The sequence below is a fragment of the Pseudomonas sp. PNPG3 genome, assembly GCF_023093815.1.
In the GTDB taxonomy this organism is placed as follows: domain Bacteria; phylum Pseudomonadota; class Gammaproteobacteria; order Pseudomonadales; family Pseudomonadaceae; genus Aquipseudomonas; species Aquipseudomonas asiatica.
On sequence record NZ_JALLKV010000024.1, the window covers coordinates 66,705 to 79,171 of the forward strand.

General features: G+C 60.8%; 10 protein-coding genes and 1 pseudogene. 9 read left to right on the forward strand and 2 right to left on the reverse strand.

Features of this window, described 5'->3' with window-relative positions; translation table 11 throughout:
- Nucleotides 1-3,708: a methionine synthase gene (metH, locus tag MJ643_RS17095; RefSeq protein WP_013971946.1), complete on the reverse strand. Its 3,708-nt coding sequence runs from the start codon at nt 3,706-3,708 to the stop codon at nt 1-3.
- A gap of 183 nt (nt 3,709-3,891) precedes the next feature.
- On the opposite strand from metH, the gene MJ643_RS17100 reads away from it, so the two are divergent.
- The 5 genes from MJ643_RS17100 (at nt 3,892) to MJ643_RS17120 (ending at nt 9,418) form a co-directional block, all read left to right on the forward strand.
- The gene (locus MJ643_RS17100; RefSeq protein WP_031324515.1) at nt 3,892-6,192 is read left to right on the forward strand and encodes a fatty acid cis/trans isomerase; all 2,301 of its coding nucleotides are present in this window, start codon (nt 3,892-3,894) and stop codon (nt 6,190-6,192) included.
- Nucleotides 6,193-6,427: 235 nt separating this feature from the next.
- Nucleotides 6,428-7,462, forward strand: coding sequence for an acyltransferase (locus MJ643_RS17105; protein ID WP_023661227.1), 1,035 nt, complete (start codon nt 6,428-6,430; stop codon nt 7,460-7,462).
- A gap of 58 nt (nt 7,463-7,520) precedes the next feature.
- Nucleotides 7,521-8,105: a Fe-S biogenesis protein NfuA gene (gene nfuA / locus MJ643_RS17110; protein ID WP_003250416.1), complete on the forward strand. Its 585-nt coding sequence runs from the start codon at nt 7,521-7,523 to the stop codon at nt 8,103-8,105.
- A gap of 221 nt (nt 8,106-8,326) precedes the next feature.
- Entirely contained in the window at nt 8,327-8,935 is a 609-nt protein-coding gene (locus MJ643_RS17115) for an SCO family protein (protein ID WP_024086651.1), read from the forward strand.
- A complete protein-coding gene (locus MJ643_RS17120) occupies nt 8,936-9,418 on the forward strand; it encodes a copper chaperone PCu(A)C (protein ID WP_013971950.1) in 483 nt (160 codons plus the stop codon). It abuts the gene before it with no gap.
- Nucleotides 9,419-9,545: 127 nt separating this feature from the next.
- On the opposite strand, the gene MJ643_RS17125 is transcribed toward MJ643_RS17120, so the two are convergent.
- Nucleotides 9,546-9,773 carry a hypothetical protein gene (locus MJ643_RS17125; RefSeq protein ID WP_003250422.1) on the reverse strand — a complete coding sequence of 76 codons (228 nt, stop codon included), beginning with the start codon at nt 9,771-9,773 and terminating at the stop codon, nt 9,546-9,548.
- A gap of 535 nt (nt 9,774-10,308) precedes the next feature.
- Here MJ643_RS17125 and MJ643_RS17130 point away from each other — a divergent pair.
- From MJ643_RS17130 to MJ643_RS17140, 4 genes and pseudogenes are all read left to right on the forward strand, one after another.
- Nucleotides 10,309-10,584: an S-adenosylmethionine decarboxylase gene (locus MJ643_RS17130; protein ID WP_269475992.1), complete on the forward strand. Its 276-nt coding sequence runs from the start codon at nt 10,309-10,311 to the stop codon at nt 10,582-10,584.
- A complete protein-coding gene (locus tag MJ643_RS31510; protein ID WP_332108778.1) occupies nt 10,548-10,700 on the forward strand; it encodes a hypothetical protein in 153 nt (50 codons plus the stop codon). The genes MJ643_RS17130 and MJ643_RS31510 overlap by 37 nt, the downstream gene beginning before the upstream one ends.
- Complete coding sequence (locus MJ643_RS17135) at nt 10,684-12,090, forward strand: radical SAM protein (RefSeq protein ID WP_196184976.1); 1,407 nt, start codon at nt 10,684-10,686, stop codon at nt 12,088-12,090. Before MJ643_RS31510 ends, MJ643_RS17135 begins: the two co-directional genes overlap by 17 nt.
- A gap of 14 nt (nt 12,091-12,104) precedes the next feature.
- Nucleotides 12,105-12,467 (forward strand): annotated as a pseudogene (locus tag MJ643_RS17140) (hypothetical protein); the annotation flags it as partial.

Sequence of the window (12,467 nt, forward strand, 5' to 3'; positions counted from 1 at the left end):
TTAGCTGTCGTAACCCAGGTTAGGCGCCAACCAGCGCTCGCTGACGCTCACATCCTGGCCCTTGCGCGCGCTGTAGCGCTCGATCTGGTCCTTGTCGACCTTGCCCACCGCAAAGTACTGCGCCTGCGGGTGGGCAAAGTACCAGCCGCTGACCGCCGCCGCCGGGAACATCGCAAAGTGGTCGGTGAGGAACACGCCGCTCGGCCCGGTCTCACCGATGGCAGTGCCATCAAGCAGGCGGAACAGGGTTTCCTTCTCGGTGTGGTCCGGGCAGGCCGGGTAGCCGGGGGCCGGGCGAATACCGCGGTACTGCTCCTTGATCAGCGCCTCGTTGTCGAGGTGTTCGTCGCGGGCATAACCCCAGTGCTCTTTACGCACCTGCTCGTGCAGCCATTCGGCACAGGCCTCGGCCAGGCGGTCGGCCAGGGCCTTGACCATGATCGAACTGTAGTCGTCGCCCTTGTCCTGGTAGGCCTTGGCCACTTCCTCGGCACCGATGCCGGCGGTAGTGATGAAACCGCCCACGTAGTCGGTAACGCCACTGGCCTTCGGCGCGACGAAGTCGGCCAGCGACCAGTTGGGCTTGCCGTCCGGCTTGATGGTCTGCTGGCGCAGGTGGTGCAGGGTAGCCAGGGCCTGGCCGTCCTCGCCGTACACTTCGATATCGTCATCGGCTACCTGGTTGGCCGGCCAGAAGCCGAACACTGCGCGGGCGCTGATGAGTTTTTCGTCGATCAGTTTGTCGAGCATCTCGCGGGCATCTTTGTAAAGCGCCGTCGCCGCTTCGCCGACCACTTCGTCGGTGAGGATGCGCGGGAACTTGCCGGCCAGGTCCCAGGAGATGAAGAACGGGGTCCAGTCGATGTACTCGGCCAGCGTGCGCAGGTCGATGTCTTCCAGCACCTTGACGCCGGTGAAGGAGGGCACCGCTGGCTGGTAGCCAGCCCAGTCGTACTGCGGCTTGGCGGCGATAGCCTGGGCGTAGCTCAGGCGCTCGGTGCGGGCACTGCGGTTGGCGGTGCGCTCGCGTACTTCTTCGTATTCCTGGCGGGTCTTCTCGACGAAGCCGGCTTTCAGCTCCTTGGACAGCAACTGGGTGGCAACACCTACCGCGCGCGAGGCGTCGGTGACATAGACCACGGCGTCGTTGCTGTACTTGGGCTCGATCTTGACTGCGGTGTGCGCCTTGGAGGTGGTGGCGCCGCCGATCATCAGCGGCAACTGGAAGCCCTGGCGCTGCATTTCGCGGGCCACGTGGACCATCTCGTCCAGCGACGGCGTGATCAGGCCGGACAGGCCGATGATGTCGCACTTCTCGTCGCGGGCGGTTTGCAGGATCTTCTCGGCCGGCACCATCACGCCGAGGTCGACGATGTCGTAGCCGTTGCAGCCCAGCACCACGCCGACGATGTTCTTGCCGATGTCGTGCACGTCGCCTTTTACTGTGGCCATCAGGATCTTGCCCTTGGCTTCCGGCTTGTCGCCTTTCTCGGCTTCGATGAACGGAATCAGGTGCGCTACCGCCTGTTTCATCACGCGGGCCGACTTGACCACCTGGGGCAGGAACATCTTGCCCGCGCCGAACAGGTCGCCGACCACGTTCATGCCATTCATCAGCGGGCCTTCGATCACTTCGATCGGGCGGGCGCACTGCTGGCGGCATTCCTCGGTGTCTTCGACGATGAACGCGGTAATGCCCTTGACCAGCGCGTGCTCCAGGCGTTTTTCCACCGGCAGCGAGCGCCACTCTTCGTTTTCCACTTCCCTGGTTGCGCCGCCGCCCTTGTAGTCGTCGGCAATGGCCAGCAGTGCGTCGGTGCCATGCGGGGTGCGGTTGAGCACCACGTCCTCGACCTTTTCACGCAGTGCAGGCGGGATCTCGTCGTAGATCTCCAGCTGGCCGGCGTTGACGATACCCATGGTCAGGCCGTTCTGGATCGCGTGGTACAGGAACACCGAGTGGATGGCTTCCCGCACCGGGTTGTTGCCACGGAACGAGAACGACACGTTGGACACACCGCCCGAGCTCAGGGCGTGCGGCAGGTGGTCGCGGATGTAGGCGCAGGCCTCGATGAAATCGACGGCGTAGTTGTTGTGCTCTTCGATGCCGGTGGCGACGGCGAAAATGTTCGGGTCGAAGATGATGTCTTCCGGCGGGAAGCCCACTTCATTGACCAGGATGTCGTAACTGCGTTGGCAGATCTCTTTCTTGCGCGCGGCCGTGTCGGCCTGGCCGACCTCGTCAAAGGCCATCACCACCACGGCAGCGCCATAACGCTTGCACAGGCGGGCGTGGTGCTTGAACTGCTCGACGCCTTCCTTCATGGAAATGGAGTTGACGATGCCCTTGCCCTGAATGCACTTGAGGCCCGCTTCGATCACTTCCCACTTGGACGAGTCGATCATGATCGGCACGCGCGAGATGTCCGGCTCGCCGGCGATCAGGTTGAGGAAGCGGACCATGGCAGCCTGGGAATCGAGCATCCCTTCGTCCATGTTGATGTCGATCACCTGGGCGCCGGCCTCGACCTGTTGCAGGGCGACTTCCAGGGCTTCGGTGTAGTTCTCTTCACGGATCAGCCGGGCGAACTTGGCAGAGCCCGTGATGTTGGTGCGCTCGCCGACGTTGACGAACAGCGACTGGCGATCGATGGTGAACGGCTCCAGGCCCGACAGGCGGCAGGCCTTGGCGATTTCCGGAATCTCGCGCGGCTTGTACTTGGCGACGGCCTCGGCAATGGCCTGGATGTGGCCCGGCGTGGTGCCGCAGCAGCCGCCGATGATGTTGAGGAAGCCGCTGGCGGCGAATTCCTCGACCACCACGGCCATTTCGGCCGGGGTTTCGTCGTATTCACCAAAGGCGTTTGGCAGGCCGGCGTTGGGGTGGGCCGAGACATGGGTGTCGGCCTTGGTCGCCAGCTCTTCCAGGTACGGGCGCAGGTCCTTGGCGCCGAGGGCGCAGTTCAGGCCCACGGAAATCGGCTTGGCGTGGCGTACCGAGTTCCAGAACGCTTCGGTAGTCTGGCCCGACAGGGTACGGCCCGAGGCGTCGGTGATGGTGCCGGAGATCATGATCGGCAGTTCGATGCCGTCTTCCTCGAACACCTGCTGCACGGCGAAGATCGCCGCCTTGGCGTTGAGGGTGTCGAAGATGGTCTCGATCAGCAGCAGGTCGGCGCCGCCCTCGATCAGGCCGCGGGTGGCCTCGATGTAGTTCGTTACCAGCTCATCGAAAGTGACGTTGCGGTAGCCTGGGTCGTTGACGTCCGGGGAAATCGAGCAGGTGCGGCTGGTAGGGCCGAGCACGCCAGCGACGAAGCGCGGCTTGTGCGGGGTTTCCAGGGTCTTGGCATCGGCCACCTGGCGGGCGATGCGCGCGCCCTCGACGTTCAGCTCGTAGACCAGCGATTCCATGCCGTAGTCGGCCTGGGAAATCTGCGTGGCGTTGAAGGTGTTGGTTTCGAGGATATCGGCGCCGGCATCCAGGTAGGCCTTTTCGATGGCGGCGATCACATCCGGGCGGCTGAGCAGCAACAGGTCGTTGTTACCTTTGACATCGCTTGGCCAATCGGCGAAACGCGTGCCACGATAGTCGTGTTCCTCGAGCCGGTAGCTTTGGATCATAGTACCCATGCCGCCGTCGAGGATCAGGATGCGCTCCTTGAGTGCGTTCTGGAGTGCTTGGAGACGAGCGCTGCGGTCGGACATAGGAACTACCTGGTCGGGCGAATTTCAGAAGGTGCAGAATCATAACAAAGCTGCGCGGTTTTTAGGCGCATCGCCCATTTGCATGAAAATGGCTCATGTTGGGTGGGCGTCGGCAAAGCAGGGCACCCAAGGACGACCAGGCAACAAATCGTGATGGCTTTCAATACCCAGGACTTTCCGCACATGGTGCATCGTATTCTTGCCGGCGTTTTCGCCCTGCTCATCTGCAGTGTGGCGTTCGGGCAAGCCCCCCAGTCGAGCCCGGCTATTTCCTACACCCGGGACATTCAACCGATCTTCACCGAGAAATGCGTGGCCTGCCACGCCTGCAACGACGCAGCCTGCCAGCTGAAGCTGGAAAGCCCCGAAGGCGCGGTGCGCGGCGCCACCAAGGTGCCGGTGTATCAGGGCGAGCGCAGCAAGGCAGTGCCCACCACGCGGCTGTTCTACGACGCCCACAGCGAGGGCGAGTGGCGCAAGAAGGGCTTTTACTCGGTGCTCGACAACCAGGGCAGCCAGGCCGCGCTGATGGCGCGCATGCTCGAGCTGGGGCACAAGACCCCGCTCACGCCCAATGCCAAGCTGCCCGAGGAAATCGTCCTGGGCCTGAATCGCAACAACATGTGCCCGTTGCCGCAAGAGTTCGATGCCTATGCCGGCGCCCACCCCAAGGAAGGCATGCCACTGGCGGTAACCGGCCTGACCGACAAGGAATACGACACCATGCGCCGCTGGCTGGCCGCCGGTGCGCCGGTCGAGTACCAGCCGATCAAGCCAAGCGCGGCCGAAGCCAAGCAGATTGCCGACTGGGAAGAGCTGCTCAACCGCCCGGGTTCCACCGAGGCGCTGGTCGGCCGCTGGCTGTACGAGCATCTGTTCCTGGCGCACATCTACTTCGTCGGTGGCGAGCAGGGCCACTTCTTCCAATGGGTACGTTCGCGTACACCGAGCGGTCAGCCGGTCGACCTGATCGCCACGCGCCGCCCCAATGACCCGCCGGGCACCGATTTCTACTACCGGTTGATCCCGGTGCAGGGCGTGATCGTGCACAAGACGCACATCACCTACCCGATGGGGCCGCAGAAGCTCAAGCGGGTCAAGCAACTGTTCTATGCCGGCGACTGGCATGCCGCCGCACTGCCAGGCTATGGCCCGCGCCACCGGGCCAACCCGTTCGAAACCTTCGAAGCGATCCCGGCAGTGGCGCGCTACCAGTTCATGCTGGATAACGCCGAATACTTCGTGCGCACCTTCATCCGCGGCCCGGTATGCCGTGGGCAGATTGCCACCGACGTGATCCGCGACAACTTCTGGGCGTTGTTCCAGGAGCCGGCCCACGACCGCTACATCACCGATGCCAAGTACCGTGGGGAGGCCACGCCGCTGCTGGCCATGCCTGGGCAGATCGATGACGTGGGCAGCGTGCTGAGCCTGTGGCACGCCTACCGTGACAAGCGCAACGAGTACGAAAAACTGCGCCGCGAAGCCTATGCCGACATGCCGGCCCCGGGCTGGGCGACGCTATGGGCCGGTAACGACAACGCGTTGCTGAGCATTTTCCGCCACTTCGACAGCGCCTCGGTGACCAAGGGCCTGATCGGTGATGTGCCGCTGACCGTGTGGCTGTTCGACTACCCATTGTTCGAGCGCACCTATTACCAGCTGGCGGTCAACTTCGATGTGTTCGGCAACGTCTCGCACCAGTTGCAGACGCGCCTGTACTTCGACCTTATCCGCAACGGCGCCGAGGTCAACTTCCTGCGCCTGATGCCGGCCGACCAGCGCAAGGCGATCCTCGGCGACTGGTACCAGAACAGCGGCAAGGTAAAGATGTGGATGGATTATGAAGAAATCGACACCGACACCCCGAGCGGCATCCAGCTCGACCCGCGCAACCCCAAGCGCGACTTCGGCCTGAAGCTTCTGCAGCGTACCGGCAGCCTGAATGCCGCGCCCGACCCCATCAACCGCTGCCAGGGCGCGTTCTGTTCACGGCCGCAGGTCAGCGAAGAGTTCCGCAATGCCGAGCAGTCGCTCAGCCGCCTGGTGTCGCGCCCGGCTGCCGGGTTGAAGGTGATCAACCAGCTGCCCGAGGCAACCATGCTGCGCATCGAAGGGCAGGGCGGCCAGCGCCAGGTGTACAGCCTGCTGCGCAACCGCGCGCACAGCAACGTGGCGTTCCTGCTGGGCGAGGCGTACCGCTACCAGCCGGGGCTGGATACCTTGACCCTGTACCCGGGCGTGCTCAGCAGCTACCCCAACTTCATCTTCAACATCCCGACCAAGGATGTGCCCGAGTTCGTCGAGGACATGGAGTATGCGAAAGATGACCCGGCCAGGTTCGAGCGCATCGTCATGCGCTGGGGTGTGCGTCGCAGCCACCCAGAGTTCTGGCGCTACTTCCATGACCTGAACAGCTTCATCAAGGAGACCGAACCGGTCGAGGCGGGCGTGCTGGACATGAACCGCTACGAAAACCTCTGATCGGTTGGGCTGACCTTTCCGATTACCCTGCGGTCGGACTTGCTGGGTGGTCCTGATCGATTGCAAGGGGGCTGCTTTGCAGCCCTTCGCGGGTAAACCCGCTCCCACAGGTATGGCACCGCTCTCGAGGTCAGCGCTAACCCTGTGGGAGCGGGTTCACCCGCGAACGAGCGCGTAGCGCTCGCCCCTGCATTCGAGCCTGGGCCTCAATGCACCGGCAATTGCAGGGTTCTCCATGCTGTATTCGCTTCAGGCACTGCGGGCGTTCGCCGCCTGGGTGGTGGTCTGCCACCATTTCATGCAGATCTTCTTCGACTTCCAAGCCTCCGGCCCCATCGGCCAACTGCTCACCGACCGCGGCGCCGCAGGCGTCGACATCTTCTTCGTCATAAGCGGGCTGGTCATCTACCTGTCGACCCGCGACAAGGCCATCGAGCCCCGCCAGTTCCTGCTCAACCGGGCGCTGCGTATCGTTCCGGCCTACTGGTTCTACACGGCGCTGATGGCAACCCTGCTGTTGGCCTTCAGCCAATGGATGCCGCACCAGGCATTCACCTGGCACCACCTGCTGCTGTCGCTGCTGTTCATCCCGGCGGAAAACCCCGGTGGCTATGGCTTGTACCCGACCCTGAACGTGGGCTGGACGCTGAACTTCGAGATGTTCTTCTACCTGCTGTTCGGCCTGGCCTTTCTGGTGCGCCAGCGTCATCACCAGCTGCTGGTCACCGCCGCGCTGCTGCTGGCCAGCGAGATACTGGGCGGGCTGGGCGTGCTCAGCCGCTTCTACAGCAACGACATCATCTACGAATTCCTGCTAGGCATCGGCCTGGGCGTGCTGCACCGTCGCGGGCTGATTCACCAGGGCCGCTGGATGCCGTTGGCGTTGCTGGCGGTGGCAGGCCTTGCCATCTACCACCTGGACGCTTCCCGGCGCTTGCTGCACTGGGGCGTGCCGAGCGCAATGATCGTGCTGGCCTTCGTCGCCCTGGAGCCGGTGTTCCGCGGCAACCGGCTGCTCAAGGCGCTGGGCGACTGTTCGTATTCGGTGTACCTGGTCCATGTGCTGGTGCTGTACGCCGGCTGGTTCGCCAGCCAGCGCCTGCAGTTGAACCCGTACCTGGTGTTCGCCCTGTGCGTGCCGTCCATTGGACTAATGTCGTGGTTCAGCTACCAGTGGCTGGAGCGCGGCCTGTACCGGCGCATGCAGGCCTGGCTGGCGGCGCCACGGGGGCGGGCCCCTGAATATGCGCTTTCCCGAGTCAAATACTAGGACTTTGTTCGAAGGCCGGGTTGGCGTACACTTGGCCGCAAGTCTGTGAGGAACCTACATGAGCGCTATAACCATTACCGACGCCGCCCATGACTACCTGGCCGATCTGCTCTCCAAGCAGAACACGCCTGGCATCGGCATTCGCATTTTCATCACCCAGCCGGGCACCCAGTACGCCGAAACCTGCATCGCCTACTGCAAGCCGGGAGAAGAGAAGCCTGACGACACCGCCGTGGGTCTGAAGAGCTTCACCGCTTACCTGGACGCGGTCAGCGTGCCGTTCCTGGAAGACGCACTGGTCGACTATGCCACCGACCGCATGGGTGGCCAGCTGACCATCAAGGCGCCGAATGCCAAGGTGCCGATGGTCAACGAAGACAGCCCGATCAACGAGCGCATCAACTATTACCTGCAGACCGAGATCAACCCCGGCCTGGCCAGCCACGGCGGCCAGGTGAGCCTGGTGGATGTGGTCGACGACGGTATTGCCGTGCTGCAGTTCGGTGGTGGTTGCCAAGGCTGTGGCCAGGCCGACGTGACCCTGAAGGAAGGCATCGAGCGCACCCTGCTCGAGCGTATTCCCGAACTCAAGGGCGTGCGTGACGTGACTGACCACAGTCAGAAAGAGAACGCCTACTACTGAGGATGACGCGCTCCTACAGGGATCGCGTTGAACACACTCCCTTAGCAACAAAGTGTTACTGTTTCAACCCCTGCGACAACAGGCCGCAGCCCGTATTCAAAGGGCTGCAGCCGATCCTTGCCTTCGTCGGGTAGAACCCCTCGGGGTGTCGTGCCAGAATGCCCCGGTTTTTCGACCGGCCCGTCCCGAGGGCCGGCACCTTCCCTGTAAAGGATGGTTTCATGAATGATCTATATACCCGGCGCGCAGTTGTCGCCGGGATGGGCGTTCTCGGGCTTGGCCTGCTCGCAGGCTGCAGCCCGGCCCGGGGGCTCGAGTTCAAGTACGGCAAGAACATGAGCAACGAAATCCTTGGGCGCAAGTTCAGCCTCAAGGACACCCAAGGCAATGTGCGCACCCTGTCGAGTTTCTACGGCAGCATGCCGATGATCTTCTTCGGCTTCACCCAGTGCCCGGCCGTGTGCCCGACCACCCTGGCGCGCGCGGCGCAAATCCGCAAGCTGCTGCGCGGCCGCGATCGCGACCTGTTCCAGGTGGTGTTGATTACCTTGGACCCGGAACGTGACACCCCCGAAGTGCTCGATGCCTACGTGAAGGCGTTCGACCCGTCGTTCACCGCGCTGACCGGCACCCCCGAGGAAATCGCCGCGGTGGCCAAGGAATTCAAGGTGTTCTACGAGAAAGTCCCGGCCGGTGATACCTATACCGTCTCTCACTCGTCCACCAGCTACGTCTACGATACGCGTGGCACCCTGCGCCTGAGCCTGGGCCATTCCCTGACCGCCCAGGAATGCGCCGAAGACCTGGTCACTCTGATGGAGATCTGCTGAATGTCGATGCAACCGATCAAGCACGGCCTGGCTGCCCTGGTCCTGATGGGCCTGGCGCTGCCGGCCCTGGCCCAGACCACCGTAAGTGACGCCTGGGTGCGTGCGACCGTGCCGCACCAGCAGTCCACCGGTGCCTTCATGACCCTGACCGCCAGCAGCGACAGCAAGCTGGTGGGTGTGGCTTCTCCTGTGGCCAAGACTGTGCAGGTGCACGAGATGACCATGAACGGTGATGTGATGGGCATGCGTGAGGTCAAGGCGGTCGAGTTGCCGGCCGGCAAGGCGGTGACCCTCGACCCGAACAGCCTGCATGTGATGCTGATGGGCCTGAACAACCAGGTGAAGGAAGGCGAGAAAGTGCCGCTGACCCTGACCATCGAAGATGCCAAGGGGGCCAAGGAAACCCTGGACGTGCAGGCCGAAGTGCGTGCGCTAAACGCCGAGGCGGGCGGTGGGCATGATCACATGCACATGAAGCACTGATCAGGCTGAACCCTTTGGGGGCGCTTTGCGCCCCATCGCGACACAAGGCCGCTCCCACAGGAGAACGCGTATCCCCTGTGGGAGCGGCCTTGTGTCGCGATGGGCTGCCAGGCAGCCCCCGGTTCAATCAGCTGCGAAACCTGGGCAGCGGTCTGTCCAGGGTCAGCGAGGTCAGGGTCTTGCGGACCTGGGCCTCATCAGCCTCCAGAGCCTTGAGGCTTGCGCGGATCTTGCCGGCGGCGGGCACGTCGCCCTGCCGGTCGATCCAGTCGGCTATCTCCTTGCAGGCACTGCTCAGGCAGGCCTGGCGCTGGTTCATCAGCGACAGGAGGGTGGTGAGCTCTCTTTCGGACATGGCAGGATCCTCCATTCAGCCTTGTCAGTGTAGCAGAGGGTTAGCGCCGCACTGCTGCCTTTGCAGCAGGCGCAGATGCAGCGGCAAATGGCGGCTTCTGAGGCGCTGCAACAACTCGTTACTTATAAGCAATGTGTTTAAAGCCGGTGTCGTTGCGATCTGTGCGGTATGCCAGTCGTAATTTTGAAGCGATGTACTGAAGTGCTCTGTTTCGCAGGGTTGCCCATTCGGCAATGTCCCGCCTCCATGAAGTGTATTTGTAGGAATGTTCCTGGGTCTTGGTTCGAGCCACTCACAGGCTGTGGCGCTGTTACAACTTGGATGTTGAGTGTGATACTGGATTAGCCTTAGGTTTTAGTTGCCCAAGCGATGCAAGGGTAATTCCAAAAACCTGAAAGGAGTTCACACATGAAATCTGCAATCGAGCTGTTCAAGACCGATGTGACCGGTGTCACCACCAAAGGTGTGTGCATGTGGTGAGCAAGGGGGCGGCTTTGTGCCACCCCTTTATTTTCCTTGAGCAGGAGCACGCTTTATGGATGATCGTGGCTACCACACCATTTGGGATATCACGGGTGCTAGTGCAAAGTTGCTGAGCAATGATAGAAAATTGCATCGCTTTTTTCTGACCGCGTTGCAGGCGTCAGGGTTTAACATCATAAGCGATATGATTCACAAATTTTCCTCAGGGGGCGAGGGTGTCACCGGGATTTTTTTCTGTTATCGGAGTCTCACCTCTCTTACCATACTTATCCTGAACGCGAATACATCAGTATCGATGTATACACGTGTGGAAAAAATAATGATTTGATCAATGATCGGATTTTGGGGTTTTTTGGTGCGGACGTACAGGTCAACAAAAGAACCTTGCTGCGCGGCAGTGCAGTAGCTGACCGGCTGGGAGGGGAACATGCAGTTGCTCGATAGAGGGGTGTTGAAGTTTGATTATCAGTTTCCGCTGTACAATTTTTTCTTTCCGACGCAAGCATGCAATGTCTACCAGCCGGCCCCGTATCAATTCGCTGAGATGATGTCCGCAGCCAATCAGGCTTCGCGTTCAGGCGCCTTGTACTTTCACATCCCTTTTTGTGAGGCCATTTGTTCGTTCTGCCCGTTTACCCGGGGTCTGTACAAGAGTGCCAGTGACATAGACCGCTATACACAGGCACTGATTAGCGAAATCGAGTACAAGGCGCAAGCAATGGACTTTAGGGCGGTCCCGGTCAGGGCCATATTTTTTGGCGGTGGGACACCGTCACTGCTGTCGCCGCGAAACATCCACGATATTGGCGAGGTGCTGCATCGTCATTTTGATATGTGCGATGTGCAGGAGTTTTCATTCGAGTTCAGTGTTACAAGTGTCACCGAGGAGCGCGCTCGTGCACTGGCTGCCATTGGTGTGACCCATGCGCGATTTGGCTTGCAAACGACGGATCGCGAATGGCGACAGCTGTTCAACCTTGACCCGGACATAGGCAAAATCGAACGCACGGCCGAGCTGTTGAATAGCCAATTTGAGCATGTGCTTTGTGACATCCTTTATGGCATGAACGGCAGTAACGAGCAGCAGACGCTTGCCGACATTGACAAGGCAGTGGCGATAGGAGTCAGCAATATCGACATCTATCCCATCAACAACGCTGCAACATCCGTCAAATTGCACAGGCAGATCAAATCCCGCTTTGCAGACGTAATGCCAGCCATGCGCAAGCTCAATATGAAGTTCATGCTCGATGAGCACCTGCGCCAATATGGCTATATTCCCTACAACGGTCACGGCTATGTGCGCAGGCCCAGGGCTGGCAGTGCGCTGTTTGCCGAAGATTACTCCTTCATCTATCACGAGCATGTCTACGGCTATGCCGATCATGACCTGCTGGGCTTCGGTGTGGGGGCTATCTCGTCGGTGGCGGAGCATGTCATTACCAATATTTCATCTCGCGAAAAATACACCCGAGGCATGGCGCAAGGGGAGCACTTGTGCCAAGTGAGCAGGCATGACCCGATGCTGGATGTGGTTAAGCCGCTGGTAGTTCGCCTGGCGTATCACGGTTCAGTCGACAAACGCCTGGTTGAACTGGGCCGCATGCCCGAAGCGCTGATGCGGCGGCTTGATGAATTGATACAGGCAGGCCTGGTGCTTGAGGACTCACGGTTCTATCGGCTGACGCGGCTCGGTTGGCTCTGGTACAGCAACATCATGTTCTACCTGATGCCAGCAAGTGAGCAGGACATTCTCAGGAAGCTGGTTTTCGAGCGGCTTGATGTGCCTGGGCGAGACATCACCGAGCACGAGTTGATCTATACCGCTGGCTGAGGAAAACATAAGGTATGCACGCGCTGAATCTTAACTACGGAACGCGATCGCTGGCGTTTGGCTATGGATTTTCCAAATGTGGTGAGTTTGCTTTCGAAGCCGCGTTTGCCGTGGCCATTGTGTCCCTCACCGATGCTGATCTGCTGTTGATAGGCATCGCCTATTTTTTTCGTTACTTGCCAAGCGTTGTATTTTCCCCATTGGGTGGCTGGTTGGCAGATAACGCCGAAAAAAAGAAAACACTGTTGGCAGTCGAGGTTGCCAAAGGCCTTTTGGCGCTTGCCTTCTTTGCCTTGTTCGGCCTGTTCACCCCGGTATTACCTGGGCGGCGGCAAAAACTGAGTGCAACACCTGACCTTTCCGGTAGGGTGTTGCCA

Bases quoted from the DNA above. Each gene is read 5' to 3' on its own strand.
- MJ643_RS17135 (WP_196184976.1), top strand. From the start codon at position 10,684: ATGCAGTTGCTCGATAGAGGGGTGTTGAAGTTTGATTATCAGTTTCCG.
- MJ643_RS17105 (WP_023661227.1), top strand. From the start codon at position 6,428: ATGCTGTATTCGCTTCAGGCACTGCGGGCGTTCGCCGCCTGGGTGGTG.
- MJ643_RS17100 (WP_031324515.1), top strand. From the start codon at position 3,892: ATGGTGCATCGTATTCTTGCCGGCGTTTTCGCCCTGCTCATCTGCAGT.
- MJ643_RS17115 (WP_024086651.1), top strand. From the start codon at position 8,327: ATGAATGATCTATATACCCGGCGCGCAGTTGTCGCCGGGATGGGCGTT.
- metH (WP_013971946.1), bottom strand. From the start codon at position 3,708: ATGTCCGACCGCAGCGCTCGTCTCCAAGCACTCCAGAACGCACTCAAG.
- MJ643_RS17130 (WP_269475992.1), top strand. From the start codon at position 10,309: ATGGATGATCGTGGCTACCACACCATTTGGGATATCACGGGTGCTAGT.
- MJ643_RS17125 (WP_003250422.1), bottom strand. From the start codon at position 9,773: ATGTCCGAAAGAGAGCTCACCACCCTCCTGTCGCTGATGAACCAGCGC.
- nfuA (WP_003250416.1), top strand. From the start codon at position 7,521: ATGAGCGCTATAACCATTACCGACGCCGCCCATGACTACCTGGCCGAT.
- MJ643_RS17120 (WP_013971950.1), top strand. From the start codon at position 8,936: ATGTCGATGCAACCGATCAAGCACGGCCTGGCTGCCCTGGTCCTGATG.